General features: G+C 62.5%; 17 protein-coding genes. 10 read left to right on the top strand and 7 right to left on the bottom strand.

Annotated features, from left to right (window positions below; all coding sequences use genetic code 11):
* Positions 1-72: 72 nt before the first annotated feature.
* Together NA29_RS00160 and NA29_RS00165 are read left to right on the top strand one after the other, a co-directional pair.
* Complete coding sequence (locus NA29_RS00160; RefSeq protein ID WP_039394350.1) at positions 73-936, top strand: class I SAM-dependent methyltransferase; 864 nt, start codon at positions 73-75, stop codon at positions 934-936.
* 118 nt (positions 937-1,054) lie between these two features.
* The gene (locus tag NA29_RS00165; RefSeq protein WP_052252404.1) at positions 1,055-1,627 is read left to right on the top strand and encodes a DUF1993 domain-containing protein; all 573 of its coding nucleotides are present in this window, start codon (positions 1,055-1,057) and stop codon (positions 1,625-1,627) included.
* A 107-nt stretch (positions 1,628-1,734) separates the two neighbouring features.
* Here the strand turns inward: NA29_RS00165 and NA29_RS00170 are convergent, their stop codons facing one another.
* Positions 1,735-3,048, bottom strand: a complete 1,314-nt coding sequence (locus tag NA29_RS00170) for an epoxide hydrolase family protein (protein ID WP_095178402.1) — start codon at positions 3,046-3,048, stop codon at positions 1,735-1,737.
* 72 nt (positions 3,049-3,120) lie between these two features.
* A complete protein-coding gene (locus NA29_RS00175) occupies positions 3,121-3,531 on the bottom strand; it encodes an organic hydroperoxide resistance protein (protein WP_039394360.1) in 411 nt (136 codons plus the stop codon).
* Positions 3,532-3,708: 177 nt separating this feature from the next.
* Here NA29_RS00175 and NA29_RS00180 point away from each other — a divergent pair, with 177 nt between their 5' ends.
* The gene (locus tag NA29_RS00180) at positions 3,709-4,167 is read left to right on the top strand and encodes a MarR family winged helix-turn-helix transcriptional regulator (protein ID WP_039394363.1); all 459 of its coding nucleotides are present in this window, start codon (positions 3,709-3,711) and stop codon (positions 4,165-4,167) included.
* 48 nt (positions 4,168-4,215) lie between these two features.
* Here the strand turns inward: NA29_RS00180 and NA29_RS00185 are convergent, their stop codons facing one another.
* Positions 4,216-5,094: a LysR substrate-binding domain-containing protein gene (locus tag NA29_RS00185; protein WP_039394366.1), complete on the bottom strand. Its 879-nt coding sequence runs from the start codon at positions 5,092-5,094 to the stop codon at positions 4,216-4,218.
* A 235-nt stretch (positions 5,095-5,329) separates the two neighbouring features.
* Between NA29_RS00185 and NA29_RS00190 the strand changes: the two genes are divergently transcribed.
* The 7 genes from NA29_RS00190 (at position 5,330) to metC (ending at position 12,267) form a co-directional block, all read left to right on the top strand.
* The gene (locus NA29_RS00190) at positions 5,330-6,163 is read left to right on the top strand and encodes a transporter substrate-binding domain-containing protein (RefSeq protein WP_039394368.1); all 834 of its coding nucleotides are present in this window, start codon (positions 5,330-5,332) and stop codon (positions 6,161-6,163) included.
* Positions 6,164-6,178: 15 nt separating this feature from the next.
* Positions 6,179-6,871: an amino acid ABC transporter permease gene (locus tag NA29_RS00195; RefSeq protein ID WP_039394371.1), complete on the top strand. Its 693-nt coding sequence runs from the start codon at positions 6,179-6,181 to the stop codon at positions 6,869-6,871.
* 2 nt (positions 6,872-6,873) lie between these two features.
* Positions 6,874-7,566 carry an amino acid ABC transporter permease gene (locus NA29_RS00200; protein ID WP_039394375.1) on the top strand — a complete coding sequence of 231 codons (693 nt, stop codon included), beginning with the start codon at positions 6,874-6,876 and terminating at the stop codon, positions 7,564-7,566.
* Between the two features lie 39 nt (positions 7,567-7,605).
* Entirely contained in the window at positions 7,606-8,379 is a 774-nt protein-coding gene (locus tag NA29_RS00205; protein WP_039394378.1) for an amino acid ABC transporter ATP-binding protein, read from the top strand.
* 106 nt (positions 8,380-8,485) lie between these two features.
* Positions 8,486-9,082 (top strand): cysteine dioxygenase family protein, encoded by a 597-nt coding sequence (locus tag NA29_RS00210; RefSeq protein WP_039394382.1) that lies wholly within the window; start codon positions 8,486-8,488, stop codon positions 9,080-9,082.
* A 236-nt stretch (positions 9,083-9,318) separates the two neighbouring features.
* Complete coding sequence (locus NA29_RS00215; protein WP_039394384.1) at positions 9,319-10,920, top strand: rhodanese-like domain-containing protein; 1,602 nt, start codon at positions 9,319-9,321, stop codon at positions 10,918-10,920.
* 93 nt (positions 10,921-11,013) lie between these two features.
* Positions 11,014-12,267 carry a cystathionine beta-lyase gene (metC, locus tag NA29_RS00220; RefSeq protein WP_039394388.1) on the top strand — a complete coding sequence of 418 codons (1,254 nt, stop codon included), beginning with the start codon at positions 11,014-11,016 and terminating at the stop codon, positions 12,265-12,267.
* Positions 12,268-12,317: 50 nt separating this feature from the next.
* On the opposite strand, the gene blaPNC is transcribed toward metC, so the two are convergent.
* The 4 genes from blaPNC to NA29_RS00235 form a co-directional block, all read right to left on the bottom strand.
* Positions 12,318-13,544: a PNC family class C beta-lactamase gene (blaPNC, locus tag NA29_RS00225; protein WP_084103309.1), complete on the bottom strand. Its 1,227-nt coding sequence runs from the start codon at positions 13,542-13,544 to the stop codon at positions 12,318-12,320.
* 489 nt (positions 13,545-14,033) lie between these two features.
* Complete coding sequence (locus NA29_RS00230) at positions 14,034-14,390, bottom strand: DUF3331 domain-containing protein (protein ID WP_157744750.1); 357 nt, start codon at positions 14,388-14,390, stop codon at positions 14,034-14,036.
* Between the two features lie 7 nt (positions 14,391-14,397).
* On the bottom strand, positions 14,398-14,526 hold the full coding sequence (locus tag NA29_RS26175) for a hypothetical protein (RefSeq protein ID WP_257125714.1): 129 nt from the start codon (positions 14,524-14,526) through the stop codon (positions 14,398-14,400).
* 22 nt (positions 14,527-14,548) lie between these two features.
* Positions 14,549-15,850, bottom strand: coding sequence for an NAD(P)/FAD-dependent oxidoreductase (locus NA29_RS00235; protein WP_039394391.1), 1,302 nt, complete (start codon positions 15,848-15,850; stop codon positions 14,549-14,551).
* Between the last annotated feature and the right edge of the window lie 29 nt (positions 15,851-15,879).

Genomic DNA, 15,879 nt, shown 5'->3' on the forward strand with positions numbered 1-15,879 from the left:
ATCACCGCATTGGTCGGTCAATCCGTCGGCATGCCTGTCAGCCCATGTGACACCGATTCTCGAGGCGATTCCATGATCGATCCAAAAGACATTGCACCTGAAAGCTCGGCCGCGCGCGTCGCGTTGTGGCGGGCGCTGCATCTCGACGTCGACGCCGAACCGCATGTGCTTGTCGACGACGTCGGACGCCGCCTGCTCGCTCCCCCGGACGACTGGCGCGAGCGCGGCGACATGCATCCGACATTCACACGACCGTTTCGCGCGTCCATCGTCGCGCGGGCACGGTACATCGAAGATCTCGTCATCGCGGAAATGAAGCGCGGTGTGCGGCAGTACGTCATTCTCGGCGCGGGGCTGGACAGCTTTGCGCAACGTCATCCCGAACTCGCCGGATCGCTCTCGATCTTCGAAGTCGACAAACCGGGACCGCAGCGCTGGAAACACGACCGTCTCGTGGCACTGGGTTACGGCGTGCAGGACTGGCTGCATTTCGTCCCCGTGGATTTCGAGGCAGGGGATTCGTGGCGCGACGCGTTGATTCAGCATGGCTTCGACGCGAGCCGGCCTGCCGTGATCGTCTCGACGGGCGTGAGCATGTATCTGACGCGTGAAGCCAACGGGGCGACGCTGCGTGAGGTGGCGTCGTTCGCGGGCGACGGATCGACGCTGGCGATGACGTTTCTGTTGCCGCTTGAAATGGCGGATCCGGAGGTGCGTCCCGGGTTGGAGATGGCCGAGAAAGGAGCGCGCGCAAGCGGCACGCCGTTCATCAGCTTCTTCACGCCGGACGACATGATGGCGTTCGCTCGCGAGAACGGTTTTGCCGACGCGCAACACGTGTCTGCCACCGCGCTAACGGCACGTTACTTCGTCAATCGCACTGACGGCCTGCATCCCCCGGCGAACGCCGAGGAGCTGCTGATCGCCACGACATAGTGCGACGTTTGAGCCGTTGCTTCGGTGTCCTGTACTGCGAAACATGCGTGATCGCGATATGCTGCCCCGGCGGTGAGGTTTACCGCGCATATTCAGAAAAGTCCTCTGGAGGGACCGCATGACGCTGACCGAACTTCTCATCCCTACATTCCTGCACATGCTGCGCGGCCAGTCCGCATGGCTCGACAAGGCGGCCGCTTACGAGAGAGCGAACGGTAAGGACGCCGATGCGTTGATGACGCTGCGCCTCGCACCGGACATGTACCCGCTCGCCGCGCAGGCGCGCTTCGCGAGCTACCTGTCGATGGAGCCAGTGCATCGCCTGCGTGGCGAAGCCATTCCGGAAGCCACGAAGGAGATCCAACGCGAAGGCTGGAACAGCGCGCAGCGTCCCGGCACCTTCGCCGAGGCCAAAGCGCACCTTGCGACCGCCATCACGTTTCTCGAAGCGCTGCCAGGCAATGCGCTTGACGCGGGTGAATATATCGATATCGCGCTGGAGTTGCCCAACGGCGTGGTGTTCGACATGACCGGCGAGCAATACGCGCGAGACTGGGCGCTCGCGCAGTTCTACTTCCACACCAATACGGCCTACAGCATCCTGCGTCAGCACGGCGTGGAACTCGGCAAGGGCGAGTACGTGGCGCATGCGCTTGCGTACCTGCGTCCGGGCACGCTGCCCAAGGGTTGAGCGATCGCTGACGGAACGGACGAAGGGCGGAAGCTTCTCCGCCCTTCTTGCCTCCCGCTACTGACTTCCTGCTTCTCGCAATACTCAAAACGCTCAACGCCGCACGTTCAGCGCACCTGCCTGAACGCCAGACGCAGATCGTGAGTCAGCGCGTCCGGTTGTTCCCACGCAGCGAAGTGTCCACCCTTGGCCGGACGGCTGTAATAGATCAGGTTGGGGAACGCCTTTTTTGCCCAACTCTCCGGCGCTTGATACAACTCGTCCGGGAAGGCGCTGACGGCAACCGGGATCTTGATGCCCTTCGGCGCGAAGAACGCCAATTTGTTCTCCCAGTACAGCCGTGCCGACGATACCGCCGTATTCGTGAGCCAGTACAGCGTGATGTTGTCGAGCACGTCGTCGCGCGTCAGACCTTCCTGCTTACCGTCGAACACGCGCGCAATGAGTTCGTAGCTGCGCGCATCGTGGTCCAGCATCCACGCTGCCAGACCGATCGGCGAATCCTCGATGCCGTACAACGTCTGCGGACGTGCCGTCATCTCCTGCGCATAGGCGAGGCCGTGCGAGTAGAAGAAATCGAGTTGTTCGTAGGCACGCTTCTCATCCGCCGACAAATTGGCCGGTGGCGGTTTGTGGGCGTCGAGCGAGCGTTGGATCTCGTCGGGCACGGCGCCAGGCATGTTCGTGTGAATCGCCAGGAGTCCCGGCGGCGCTTGCACGGCCATCTGTTCGGTCACGGCATCGCCCCAGTCGCCACCCTGCGCAACGTAATGCGGGTACCCGAGCCTGCGCATCAACTCCGCCCATGCACGGGCAATGTGCGCCGGATCCCAGCCCAGTTCGTTGGGCTTGCCCGAGAAGCCGTAGCCCGGCAGCGAAGGAATCACGACGTCGAACGCGTCGTCGGCGCTGCCGCCGTGTGCCGTCGGATTCGTGAGCGGATCGATTAGCTTCAACTGCTCGACGACCGAGCCGGGCCAGCCGTGCGTCACGATGATGGGTAACGCGTTCTTGTTCTTTGAGCGTACGTGGATGAAATGGATGTCCACGCCATCGATGTTCGTCACGAACTGCGGCAACGCATTCAGCTTCGACTCCACGCGACGCCAGTCGTAGTCGTTCGCCCAGTACTGCGCCAGCTTCTTCATCGTCTCCAGCTGCACGCCCTGCGTGCCGTCGTTCACCAGTTCGCGGCTCGGCCATTTGGTGGCGGCGATGCGCTGACGCAGGTCCTTCAACGACTGCTCCGAAGCATGGAACTGGAACGGACGGATGGACGTGTCTACCGCTTGTGTCGAAGCACTTGCCGACGGCGTTGCCTGCGTCGCTTGAATCGGTTGCGCCGCATTGGCCCATGCGGGTATGGACAGACCGATGGAAGCGAGCGCGGCCGTTACCGCCAGCATGCGTATGGAATGCATCGAACGCGCAGGGCCGGCGCGACGGGGGAGTTTTGCTGAATGCATTTTCTGTGTCTCGGGGGGAAAGAGGCGTCAGACGAGATTGAGCTCGACGTCGATGTTGTTGCGCGTGGCCTTCGAATACGGGCAGGTCTGGTGGGCGGCGTCGATGAGCGACAGGGCGACGTCGCGCTCAAGTCCCGGCAGGCTGACGTTCAGGCGCGCCTTCAGGAAGTAAGCGCCATCTTCATTGGCGAGATCGACTTCTGCGTCGACGGCTGTGCCGACCGGCAGTTGAATCTTCAGCTTGCCAGCGGCGAGTCCCATCGCGCCGATGAAGCAGGCGGACCAGCCAGCGGCGAAAAGTTGCTCGGGGTTCGTGCCGGGACCGCTCGAACCGGGCGAGGACAGCTGGACGTCGAGCTTGCCGTCGGCGCTGCGGGCCGAACCGTCGCGACCGCCGGTGGTATGGGTCTTGCCGGTGTAGAGGATCTTGCTAGCCATGATGTTTTCCTTTCGATTTGGGTTGAGATTGCCTGTGAATTGTCTTTGAGTCGTGTCCGATTGAATCGGATGCGATGAATAATGCGACAGGCGAAATCAAAAGTCAACATCTTCCGATTAAATCGGATGCGATGTATATTGTGACGAAATCGAACGAACCGACGAGAACTGAACATCATGAGCAAATCGAAGCCCACCGAAACCTCGCTGCCACACCTTAGCGACTTCATGTGTTTCGCGGTGTACTCGGCCAATCTGGCCTATGGGCGTGCCTACAAGTCCATTCTTGAAGAGCTGGGTGTGACCTACACCCAATGGATTGCGATCGTGGCGCTCTGGGAGGAAGACAATGTTTCCGTCAAACGTCTGGGCGAGAAGCTGTTCCTGGAGTCGAATACGCTCACGCCCATCCTGAAGAAGCTCGAGGAACTCGGCTATCTGCGTCGTCAGCGCGATCCCGCCGACGAGCGGCAGGTCATCGTCAGCCTGACCGAAGAAGGGAAGCAACTGCGCAAGAAGGGGGCGCAGCGCGATCTGATTGCGGCGACCGGTCTCGATGCCGAGGAATTCGACCGCACGCAAAAGACCGTCGCGAAAATGCGCGACAGTCTGCTCAAACACGCTAACGGCGATTGACCGGCCGACCGACCGACGGGGCGTAGCCGGCCACGCATCGCCTGTGCATCACTCGCCGATCAAAAACGGCGGCCCGAAGCGCGTCGCGATGTGTTCCGTCGACTCGAACAACTCGCGCAGCACCTGACTCGTGCATGTGGGCTGCACGTAGAGATAGAACGCGACGTCGGGCAGACGCGGCAGCCCGTCGGCCTCCGAGAGCACGCGCATGTTGGCGTCGAGCAACTCGGTGGTGCGGGCCGTCACGCCAAGGCCCGCGCTGATCGCAGCCTTGATGCCGGTGAGCGTCGGTGAGATGAAGCTCGTGCGCCACGCAATGCCCGCCGCATTCAGCCGCTCGATCGACAGACGTCGGAACAGACTCAGCTCGTCTGCCATCACGAGCGGCACGGGGGCCGACGAGTTGAAGATGAAGTCGTCGGCGCAGATCCACACCATCGGTGACGTGCGCAACTTGATGCCGGGAAAGCCTTCGTCGTAGCGCGTCGAGATCGCGAGATCAAGTTCGTTGTCGCGCAGTGCGTCCATCAGATGCGGGCTGCGTCCGACGATGATTTCCAACTGTAATTCCGCCGAGAGTTTCGACAGCCGTCGCAGCATGCTCGGCAGAATCGACTCCGCCACATCGTGCGGCGAGCCGATGCGCAGTTTCTCCGCCGGTCCGCGCGTTTGCATGACCTGCACCGCCTGATCGTTGAGCGCCAGAATCTTGTTGGCATACGCGACGAGACGCACGCCGTCGGTCGTCATCGTCTTCTGCCGCCCCTGCTTTTCGAACAGCGGGCAACCCATTTCCTGCTCAAGCCGCTGCATCTGCTGCGTGATGGCCGATTGCGTGCGACCCACGCGTGTGGCGGCCGCCGCAAACGTCTCATGCTGCGCAATTGCGACGAAAGTCCGCAGCAGATCGATATCGAGATTTCGCATGGTCGTCCGCCCGAATACTTCAGAAACGTTAATGTTTCCCGGATAAAAATTAAATTGTTCTGAGCAATTTTGGTGGATAACCTGCCTGACACTCAAGCAATATTTATGTGACCGGGGGTGGAAGCCGGCATTGATCGGTCCCCGCTAATCGATTCGCGTCATTTGCTTTCGCGCACACGACAATGAATCCGTCGAATCGATGTGCCTTCGGTCAAACCCAAGGAGACTCAGGATCATGTGGCAACGACACCTTGCTGGCGCGCTGTTCGCAACACTCGCCATGACGGGCATCACGAACCTGGCACACGCCGACCAGTTGGCTGACATCAAGGCGCGCGGCACCCTCGTTTGCGGCACGCAAAACGCCAGCGAACCGTACGCGTTCCCCGATGCCGCCACGCGCAAGATCGTGGGCTTCGACGTCGACGTGTGCACCGCGCTTGCGAAAGGCCTCGGTGTGAAGCTCGAACACCGCGCTCTGTCGACCGACGCCCGTATCCCCGAACTCAAGACGCGCCGCGTCGACGTGCTCGCTGCCGCCGTTGCGTGGATGCCTGCGCGCGCCGCGCAGGTCGACTTCAGCGATCAGTACTTCGTCGCTCCGATTCGCGTGCTGGTGCGCGCCGACTCGCCGGTGCAGACGCTCGATCAGCTCTCGGGCAAGAAGATCGCCGCCTCGGAAGGCTCCAGCTCGGCGGCGGTGTCGGTGACGCGTCTGCCCGACTCGAATCTGCTGACGTTCCACGACATCTCGTCGGCGTTCCTCGCACTGCAACAAGGCAAGGTCGAAGGACTGGTCGCCGGACAACTGATCCTCGCGCGCTTCGCCAATGAAGCCGCAGCCAAGGGGGGACAGCAATACCGTCTGCTGAACAAATCGGTGTTCGAAGAGCGCTGGGGCGTGGTGATGAACAAGGGCGAGCCGGCGCTGCGTGAAGCGGTGAACAAGATTCTGGTCGACTACGACAAGACGAACGGGTTGCAGGACAGCTTCGAGAAATGGCTCGGCAGCAAGTCCGTGTACAAGTTCACGCGCGACTACAAGGTCGAGCCGATCAAGGTGCAGTGAACGAGACGTCGCACAATGTTCGATCTCTCGTTTCTGCTCGAAGACGGTTACCTGAAGCTGTTCCGCGACGGCGTACTCACCACGCTCAAGCTGTTCGTGGTCTCGGGAATGCTGGCCATCGTAGTGGGTATTGTGCTCACCACGCTGCGCGCCCTGCCGGTGAAGCTCTTCAAGGGCTTCGTGATCGTGGTGGTGGAATATCACCGCAACGTGCCGGTGCTGGTGCAGATTCTCGTCTGGTATTTCGGCGTACCGCAATTGCTGCCGGAAGGTCTGCGCGACTGGATCAACGCGGGCAACACCGAGTTCTTCTTTGCGACGGTCGCGCTGGCGCTCAACGCCGGTGCGTTCATCTCGGAAGACCTGCGCTCGGGCCTGCGTGCGATTCCGCATACGCAGCAGGAAGCCGCATGGTCCATCGGTCTCACGTACTTGCAGTCGTTTCGCTACGTGATCCTGCCGCAAGGCATTCGCGTGGCGCTGCCTGCGTTGCTCAACCAGTCGTTGCTGCTGTTCAAGAACAGCTCGCTCGCCATGGCGATCGGCGTGCATGAGTTGTTGTATCGCACGCGTCAGATCGACAACCTGACGTTCCGTACCTTCGACGTGTTTCTGGTGGCCACGATTCTGTATCTGATCGGCACGCTCGCGCTCATGGCGCTCTCCGAGCACTTCGCCAAGCGCCGCACGGCGCCCTCGGGAGTCTGACGATGTTCGAGATTCTTCATGACTATCTCGCACTGTTCCTCGTCGGCAGCTGGCCCAACGGACCGCTGGGCGGTGTGGCGATCACGCTGATTCTGTCGGCGCTGGGTTTGGTGATTTCGTTTCCCATTTCGGTGCTGATCGGTCTGGCGCAGGTCTCGCCGTGGCGCTGGATGCGACGCCTCGCCGGTATCTGGACACGCTTCGTGCGCGGCATTCCGTTGCTGATGATCATCTTCTGGGCGTACTTCGCGGTGCCGTTGCTAGTGGGCGCAGAGGTCTCCGCGTTCACCACCGCCGTGTGCGCGATCATCGTCTACGAAAGCGCCTTCCTGTCGCAGATCGTACGCGCGGGTCTCGAAGGGCTGCCGCGCGGGCAGATGGAAGCGGCGCGCTCGAACGGTCTGTCGTGGCTGCAAAGCATGCGTTACGTGCAACTGCCGCAGGCGCTCGCGAACATGCTGCCGTCCATCGTCAACCAGTTCGTATCGATCATCAAGGCGACGTCGCTCGCTTACGTGATCGGCGTGCCGGAACTGACGTACTCGGCGGCGCAGGTCAATACGATCACGCTCACCAAGCCGCTGCAAACGTTCCTCGTGCTCGCAGCGTTCTATTTTGTGTTGTGTTTCGCCATTTCCCGATTCGCAGGCTGGCTGGAGCGACGTATCGCCCGCCAGCGCGCGGGGCTGGCGTAAGCGCAGGGTTCAAGACGGTTTAAGAAGGAGAGCGCGATCATGACCATGCTCGCATTCGAAAAAGTCGACAAGTTCTACGGCGATCATCATGTGCTCAAGGGCATCGACGCCACCATCGGACGCGGCGAAGTTGTCGTCGTATGCGGCCCGTCCGGCTCGGGCAAGTCGACGCTGATTCGCACGGTGACACGACTCGAAGCCATTCAGAAGGGACGCATTCTCTTCGAAGGCAAGGACGTCAATGCCCGCGACATGAAGATCAATCAGTTGCGCGCACGCATTGGCTTCGTCTTCCAGAGTTTCAACCTGTTTCAGAACCTGTCGGTGCGACAGAACCTGATTCTGGGGCCGACGAAGGTGCTCGGCATGTCGCGCGACGAAGCGGTCGCGCAGGCCGAAGCGCTGCTCACGAAAGTGGGCCTCGCCCACAAGATCGACGCGATGCCCGCAAACCTCTCGGGCGGCCAGCAACAGCGTGTGGCCATTGCACGGGCGCTGGCGATGAAGCCGCCGCTCATGCTGTTCGACGAACCGACGAGCGCCCTCGACCCGGAGATGGTCCAGGAAGTGCTGCAAGTCATGCGCTCGCTCGCGGACGAAGGCCTCACGATGATGATCGTCACGCACGAAATGGGATTCGCGCGCGATGTGTCGAGCCGCGTGTGGTTCATGGATCAGGGCCAGTTGCTCGAAGACGCAGCGCCCTCGGAGTTCTTCAGTCAGCCGAAGCACGCGCGCGCGCAGCGATTCCTGCAAGACGTGCTGCGCCCGTCGCCGATGATCAGCGTGCCGCGCGATGCGGTGCCTGCGTGATTTCGTCCGCACTCGCGTGAGCCGAACACACCGAACACACAGAACACACGAAAGCGCCTCACCCGCGCACCTCACATAACAAAGCACTACGGAGAAGACTCTCATCATGTCCACGACTCAACTTCCCGAACAACGTCAGGCCGCTGTGAGCGACGCCATTGCTGCCATGAAGGCCGCGCTGGCCCCGGCGGGCGAGACGCGTCCCGCACTGGCCGAGGTGCTCGAACAGGTCAAGGCGCTTGCCGCGCGCACCGCGCTCTGGAGCGAAGCCGACTTCCCGCCGCCGACCGATGGCGAGCTGCAAGCGCGCTATCTGATTCATGAAGATGCCGACAAGACCTACGCCCTGTACCTGAACGTCATGCGTCCGGGCAAGAAGATCACGCCGCATAACCACACGACATGGGCGTGCATCGCGGCGGTCGACGGCGTGGAATACAACTACGTCTATCGCCGTACGGACGACGGCAAGACGCCCGGCGTCGGCACGCTCGAAGTGAGCGACACGGTCGTGGTCGACCCGGGCCACGGCATTGCGCTGGCGTCGGACGACATTCACGCGGTCGAGATTCAGGGCGACGCGCCGATCCGCCATCTGCACATGTACGGCCGTGCGCTGGAGACGCTGACCGAGCGCATCACGTTCGATCTCGCCAAAGGCACTTACCAGGTGATGGACATCGGCGTGAAGACGCGCCGCTGATTCCCTGACTTCCTGACGCAACACTGACCGTCGGCGCGCCTATCGCCGACGGCAAGCGACAAGACTCACCGACGGCGCGACTCCGTTCGCGTCACCCGAAGCACACCGCCCATGCCATTGGCACGGGCGGTGCGGGCCTGCTCATGCCTACGTTTTGGCGTGCATTGACATGCTTAGACGCGCGCTGACATGCGGCAGGCGAAATTGATTAACGACCTAACGTTACGACACCGGCTATGACTTCGTTCACTCCTCATTTTGTGTCGCCTGCCCTGCTCAAGGAATGGCTGCACGACGGCACCGAGATCGCCGTGTTCGACGTGCGCGAGCACGGGCAGTACGGCGAGGCGCATCTCTTCTACGGCGTGACGCTGCCCTACAGCCGTCTCGAACTCGACATCGTGCGTCTGGCGCCGCGTCGCGACGCGCGCATCGTCGTCTACGATACCGACCAGAGCGTGGCGGTGCTGGCGGCGCAGCGACTCGATGCGCTGGGTTATTCGGATGTGTACGTGCTGGAGGGCGGCACGCAAGCGTGGCAAGCGGCGGGCTTTACGCTGTTCGCCGGGGTCAACGTGCCGTCGAAGACGTTTGGCGAACTCGTCGAGATGGCGTACCACACGCCGCGTGTGACGGCGCGCGAGCTGGCGGCGATGCGTGAGCGGGGCGACAACGTAGTGATTCTCGACGGACGTCCCGTCAACGAATATCTGAAGATGACGATCCCCTCGTCCATCTGCTGCCCGAACGGCGAACTGGGTTATCGCATTCGCGATCTGGTGCCGGACACGACCACGCCCATCGTCGTGAATTGCGCGGGGCGTACGCGCAGCATCATCGGTGCGCAGACACTCATCAACCTCGGCATTCCCAATCCGGTCATGGCGCTGGAGAACGGCACGCAGGGCTGGTATCTGGAAGACCTGCCGCTCGAGCATGGCAGTACGCGTCGTTACCCCGACGCCGTGTCGCCCGCCAGCGTCACGCAAATGCGTGAGGCCAGCGGTGCGCTCGCCGAACGCTTCGCCGTGCCGGAAGTCGACGCGTCGACGTTTGCGCAATGGGCGACCGATACGTCGCGCACGCTGTTCCTGTGCGACGTGCGTACCCCCGAGGAGTACGCCGCTGGCACGCTGCCGGGGGCGCAGCATACGCCGGGCGGGCAATTGATTCAGGCGACGGATCAATACGTGGGCGTGCGTCACGCGCGCGTGGTGCTGTTCGATAGCGACGGCGTGCGTGCGCCCATCGTCGCGAGCTGGTTGCGTCAGCTGGGTCACGATGCCTACGTGTTGCGCGACGGTCTCGCCAGCGGCGCATCGCTGGCAGTGCCGACGCCGGGTGTTGAGACGACGCTACCGGAGATCGATGCCGCGACGCTGAAGACGGCACTGGCCGAAGGCAGCGTGACGGTGGTCGACGTGCGTCCGAGCATGAGCTTCCGCCGTGAGCACGCGACGGGCGCGCAATGGGCGATTCGTCCGCGTCTGCCGAAGCTGCCCGCGTCGGGCGATGTCGTGCTGATCGCCGACGAGCGCGGTGTGGCCGAGTTGTTCGCGGCGGATTGGCGTCGTGAGCACGCGCAGGATGCGCGCACGTTCTCGTTGCTTGCCGGAGGTTTCAAGGCATGGGCGGCCGCCGGATTGCCTGTCGAAGCGACGCCGGACTCGCCGCCGGACGCCGATTGCATCGACTATCTGTTCTTCGTGCATGACCGTCACGATGGCAACAAAGCGGCCGCGCGACAGTATCTGGCATGGGAAACCGGCCTGCTCGCGCAACTGGACGAGCATGAGCGCGGTGCATTCCGTATTGGTGACGCCGCCGTCGCGAAGTAAGCTGTGACTATTGGCGCGCATGTGACCGTCCCGGTCCTGCGCGCCACTGCTGCCTGACCTGAACCGTCCGAACCGTTCTCTCTACGCCAGACCATGTCCCGACAATCCCCCCCGCCTTCTTCACCTTCTGCATCCACGCCTCTCGCCGAACACGATGCGCCGCATCATGGCCGCTCGGTTCGCGTTGCAACGCGCCTCGTCAAAGGCGGTACGGATACTGCCGTCATTGGTGGTCGTGCGGTTAACCCGCCTGTGGTGCGTGCGTCCACGGTGTTGTTCGAATCGATGGATGACATGAACGATGCACGTCGTCGTCGTGGCACCGAGCGCATGTTCACGTACGGCGCACGCGGCAACCCGACGGGTTTCGCGCTCGAAGATGTCGTCGCCGGGCTGGAAGGCGGATATCGTGCGCGACTGTTCCCGACGGGGCTGGCGGCGATCACGATGGTGTTTCTCGCTTACGTGCGTCCTGGCGATCACGTGTTGATTGCGGATTGCGTGTATCAGCCGCTGCGTCATTTCGTCGAGACGTTCCTCAAGCCGTGGGGTGTGCACGTCACGTTTTTCCGCGCGGATGGCAGCGACGCCGCCGAGCATATGACGGCGCGCACGAAGATGATCTACGTGGAAGCCCCTGGCTCGCTCGTCTACGAGATGTGCGACATCCCGGCGCTGGCCGATCTGGCGCATCGACATGGGGCATTGCTTGTTGCGGACAACACCTGGGGATCGGGCGTGCAATGCCGTCCGCTGATGCTCGGGGCGGACATTTCGGTGATGGCGGCGACGAAGTACCTGAGCGGCCATTCCGACGTGATGATGGGCACCGTCACCACGACGCAGGAAGTCTGGCAGACGCTCTCGACGATGGCCGACGCGCAAGGCGTGGCCGTGAGTCCCGACGATGCCTATCTGGTGTTGCGCGGCACGCGCACGCTGGCGGCGCGTCTGGCGATGCATGAGCGCAATGCGCTGGAGGTGGCGCATTGGCTGGAGGGGTTGCCCGATGTGGCGCGCGTGTTCTGTCTGGCGCTGCCGACGGACCCGGGGCACGCGTTGTGGCGTCGGGATTGTCTGGGCACGAACGGGCTGGTGTCGTTCGAGTTCGCCAACGCGACGCCCGTGCAGGCGGACCGCTTCGTCGATTCGCTGAAGCTGTTCGGCATCGGTGCGTCGTGGGGCGGGTTCGAGAGTCTGGCGACGGTATCGAACGTGGTCGGCACACGCACTTGCGAAGACTGGTCGCATGCCGGGCTCATCGTCCGTCTGCACATCGGTCTGGAGGATCCGCAGGATCTGATCGATGATCTTGCTGCGGCGTTTGAGAAGGTATTTGGGAAGTGATGTACGGGTCGCGCGCAGTGGGGTGGCGCGCGACCCAACTTAGCTTGCGACTACTTCGCAGGTGCTGTCGGTGCCGGACGGCTGCCGTCGAGCGTCGTCAGAATCCGATGCGCGGCGCGCAGCCGCTCTTCCATCGGGTAATTCTTGTTGGCGAGTAGCACGATCGCCATCTGCTTAGACGGGACGAAGGCCACATATGTGCCGAACCCGCTCGTCGATCCCGTTTTGTTGACCCACGATACCGGCGCCGGTGCCATCGGCGGCGTGAGTTCGCGCGCGGGGGTCGATTCCATCGACATCCGCGTGGAGTTGCCCTCGATCAGCGTTTCGACCGTGACGGGATACGGATACTGTTCCCACGCGAGGTCTTGCGTCATCGGCGCATCGAAGAAGTAGCTGGTGCGCGTCGCGTAGATCGCGTGACGCAGACGCCGGTCATGAACTGCCTCGCCGAGGTTGGCGTTGACGAAGCGCAACAAGTCGGAGGCGGTCGTCTTCACGCCGTACGCTTCCTGCTCGAACACACCGGGCGAGACGCGAATCGGTTTGCCGTTCTTATATCCCCACGCGTAATTTGCCTGCTGATCTTCCGGCACCTTGATGAAGGTGTGCTTCAGATCGAGTGGCTTGAAGACGTGATCCGACATGAGCGTGGCGAAATCGCCGTGCATGGCGCGAGCGGTAATCCAGCCGAGCGCGCCGATGCTGATGTTCGAGTACGTGCGCGCGGTGCCGGTCGGCTTGGCGGGCTTCCACGCTTTGAGGTACTGCGTCATCTCGTCGATGTTGGTGACGTTGTCCGGCACCTGTTGCGGCATGCCACCTGTGGTGTGCGTGCCGAGATTCAGCAGTTTGACGTCGCCGAACGGTGTGCCCGCGAATTCGGGGGCGCGACGACTGACCTTGTCGGTTAGGGAGAGTGCGCCAGCGGCTTGCGCGTAGGTGGCGAGCGTGGCTGTGAACGTCTTGCTGACGGAGCCGATCTCGAACAGGGTGTCGTCGGTGACGGGCTTGTTGGTGGCCTTGTCGGCAACACCGTAATCGAAGACATAGGACTGGCCGTCGAAAACGATGCCGACGGCCATGCCGGGAATGTCCTGACGCGCCATCAGCGGCGCGATGGTCTTATCGACGAGCGATTTGATCTCGTCTTGCCGGGGATTCGTCTGAACTTGCGCGCCGGCCTCGGCGGCATAACTGCGCGCACTGAACGCCATCCAGCTAATTGCGGCGGTCGCCGCGAGGGCGGCAAACAGGGTGATTTGGGGTTTGGTCATTGACGCTCATCTCCGTATGAGGGCTCACCGGGGCGTACATTCTGCATCGCCGTGAGCTGTGGACGAAGCGTAAACCCAAAGGGGCGCGGGTTTGGGGTGGTTGCATGTAACCGTTGTAACGGATGCAACTCAGAAGAAGTCGATCGAATGAAGCGCGCAATCGACATTGCGCGAAGCTTCTTGATCGGGACACCCAATGAAATACGAATTCGCATTGACGTACGACTTAGACCCAGCCGATTTGCATCTGGATGACCTTATCGATCGCCTATGCGATTCGGAATGCACCGATGCAACATTGAGTGTCGGGGCCGGGGGGCGATGCACGCGATGGTTACGATGGAGAGCAACGCGGTCCGGGCGTGCCGCAAAGTCTCGAGACGAAAAAAAACCGCCCTCAAGGGGCGGTAACACGCTGAAATCAAACAGGGGGAGGGGGGAACTACTTTTCAGCGCGCGGGTATGAATGGTGGAAGGTGAGGCGTGCGATTACAGCGCCGGTTCGAGTTCGCGGTTCTCAGCCTCGCGCATGATGCGGATTGCTTCGGCGGAGATCATCGCATCGGCGTTGAGCGGCGGGATGTCGCCGAACAACGGGCGATAAACGAAATCGCCTACATCGATGGTCTCGTTCGTCAACGCGCATACGCCCGGATGGTGCGCCTTGCGGATGCGCCAGATCTGCGCGCCGTAGTTGCCGCCGGTGGCGTCGTTCCACGACACCGTGATCGTCAGCTCGCTGGAAATCTCCAGCACGCGCACGATAGGCGCACGTCGCGTGTACGGGATCACCGGTCGGCAGACGACCGGCTCCGCGTCGAGCATGGCAACGGTGTGCTGCCACACGCCCTGATCACGCGATGCGCGTGACGAGCGCGATGCGCGCGACGTAGGGGACGTGCGGGCCGTCGGCGCGGACACCGACGAAGGCGAGGACGCTGCGGTCCCAGAGGTGCGGCTGCTGCCGCTTCGGTTCGGGCAATTGGTTCGGTCGCTTCGCATGTTCAGGCCAGCCGGATGCGCGGCCCGCGAAGGCCGCCGAGTTTTTCCGCGCCCAGCAACACCGTCGCGCGGGCGAACCCGTGCAACGCGTGCTGATGACGCCGGTACAACATGGCGTGGCTCCACTGCGCAAAGCGTCCGCGCACGATGCCACCTTTGAAAAAGCCGAATCGCCCGAGGGCGCCAAACGCGTTGTAGCCAGACAGCGACAACGACGCGCCAGGGTCGCGATAAGCGAACGGCGGAATTGCGCGGCCTTCAAGCCACGCGCCCAGATGACGGCCCAGATGCGCCGCCTGTTGCGTTGCCACCTGTGCCGTCGGCGGCAATGCGTACTCGTCCTGCCCCACGCCCGACGAAGTGAACGACGCGCAATCGCCTAGCGCGAAAATGCGTTCGTCCTGCGACGTCTGCAACGTGGCGCGCACGACGACCTGATCCGCTGCATTGGTCGTCAGTCCGCCAATGCCGCGCAGACAATCCGGCGCTTTCACGCCTGCCGCCCACACCAGCAAGTCACCTGGAATGAGCTGGCCGTCGTCGCGGTAAAAGCCGTCGCGGTCGGCGCAAACGACGCGCGTATCCGTCAGCACACGAAAGCCGAGTTGTTCGAGTTGATCCTGTGTCGACGCGGAGACGTCGGGCGGAAACGCGCCGAGCAAACGCGGCCCGCGCTCGATCAGGGTGAGCTTCAGCCGCTCGCAAATCTGCGGATCGCCGTAACCGGCCGCCATCGCGAACGTGCGACTCAGTTCTGCCGCCAGCGCAACGCCTGTGGTGCCGCCACCGGCGATCACGATGCGCAATGCATCGTCGTTCACGGCGCTGCGCAGCGATTCGCAATGCAATGCCGCGTTGAATGCAGTCGCCTGCGGCTGGCTGTCGATGAAGTGGCAAACGTCACGCACACCGGGTAGCGAGGCGTCGTCGGCTTGCGAGCCCAGCGCGAGCACCAGCGCGTCGTAAGGCACACGACGCTCGCTGAGCAAACGCTTCCCGTCGTGACCTTCCATTTCCTCCAACACAATCTCCCGGCGCTCGCGGTCCAGACCGCTCATGCGTCCCGCCTGATACGTGAAACCGTTGCTGCACGCGTGCGAGAGATACGCCACCTGGCTGTGCGCGACGTCGCACGTCCCTGCCGCAACGGTGTGCAGCATCGGCTTCCAGAGATGGGTGGGATGACTGTCGACGAGTGTCACGCGCGCAGCACCGGCACGGCCGAGCGTTCTGCCCAGACGAGTTGCCAGCATCAAGCCGGCGATACCGCCACCGACAATCACGATTCGGTTTGCGCGAGACATTTGGGGGGAAATGTCCAATTCAACAAGTG

This window comes from Pandoraea sputorum (assembly GCF_000814845.2).
Lineage (GTDB): Bacteria > Pseudomonadota > Gammaproteobacteria > Burkholderiales > Burkholderiaceae > Pandoraea > Pandoraea sputorum.

Coding starts and splice junctions, on each gene's coding strand:
- NA29_RS00160 (WP_039394350.1), top strand. CDS start 73: ATGATCGATCCAAAAGACATTGCACCTGAAAGCTCGGCCGCGCGCGTC.
- NA29_RS00165 (WP_052252404.1), top strand. CDS start 1,055: ATGACGCTGACCGAACTTCTCATCCCTACATTCCTGCACATGCTGCGC.
- NA29_RS00170 (WP_095178402.1), bottom strand. CDS start 3,048: ATGCATTCCATACGCATGCTGGCGGTAACGGCCGCGCTCGCTTCCATC.
- NA29_RS00175 (WP_039394360.1), bottom strand. CDS start 3,531: ATGGCTAGCAAGATCCTCTACACCGGCAAGACCCATACCACCGGCGGT.
- NA29_RS00180 (WP_039394363.1), top strand. CDS start 3,709: ATGAGCAAATCGAAGCCCACCGAAACCTCGCTGCCACACCTTAGCGAC.
- NA29_RS00185 (WP_039394366.1), bottom strand. CDS start 5,094: ATGCGAAATCTCGATATCGATCTGCTGCGGACTTTCGTCGCAATTGCG.
- NA29_RS00190 (WP_039394368.1), top strand. CDS start 5,330: ATGTGGCAACGACACCTTGCTGGCGCGCTGTTCGCAACACTCGCCATG.
- NA29_RS00195 (WP_039394371.1), top strand. CDS start 6,179: ATGTTCGATCTCTCGTTTCTGCTCGAAGACGGTTACCTGAAGCTGTTC.
- NA29_RS00200 (WP_039394375.1), top strand. CDS start 6,874: ATGTTCGAGATTCTTCATGACTATCTCGCACTGTTCCTCGTCGGCAGC.
- NA29_RS00205 (WP_039394378.1), top strand. CDS start 7,606: ATGACCATGCTCGCATTCGAAAAAGTCGACAAGTTCTACGGCGATCAT.
- NA29_RS00210 (WP_039394382.1), top strand. CDS start 8,486: ATGTCCACGACTCAACTTCCCGAACAACGTCAGGCCGCTGTGAGCGAC.
- NA29_RS00215 (WP_039394384.1), top strand. CDS start 9,319: ATGACTTCGTTCACTCCTCATTTTGTGTCGCCTGCCCTGCTCAAGGAA.
- metC (WP_039394388.1), top strand. CDS start 11,014: ATGTCCCGACAATCCCCCCCGCCTTCTTCACCTTCTGCATCCACGCCT.
- blaPNC (WP_084103309.1), bottom strand. CDS start 13,544: ATGACCAAACCCCAAATCACCCTGTTTGCCGCCCTCGCGGCGACCGCC.
- NA29_RS00235 (WP_039394391.1), bottom strand. CDS start 15,850: ATGTCTCGCGCAAACCGAATCGTGATTGTCGGTGGCGGTATCGCCGGC.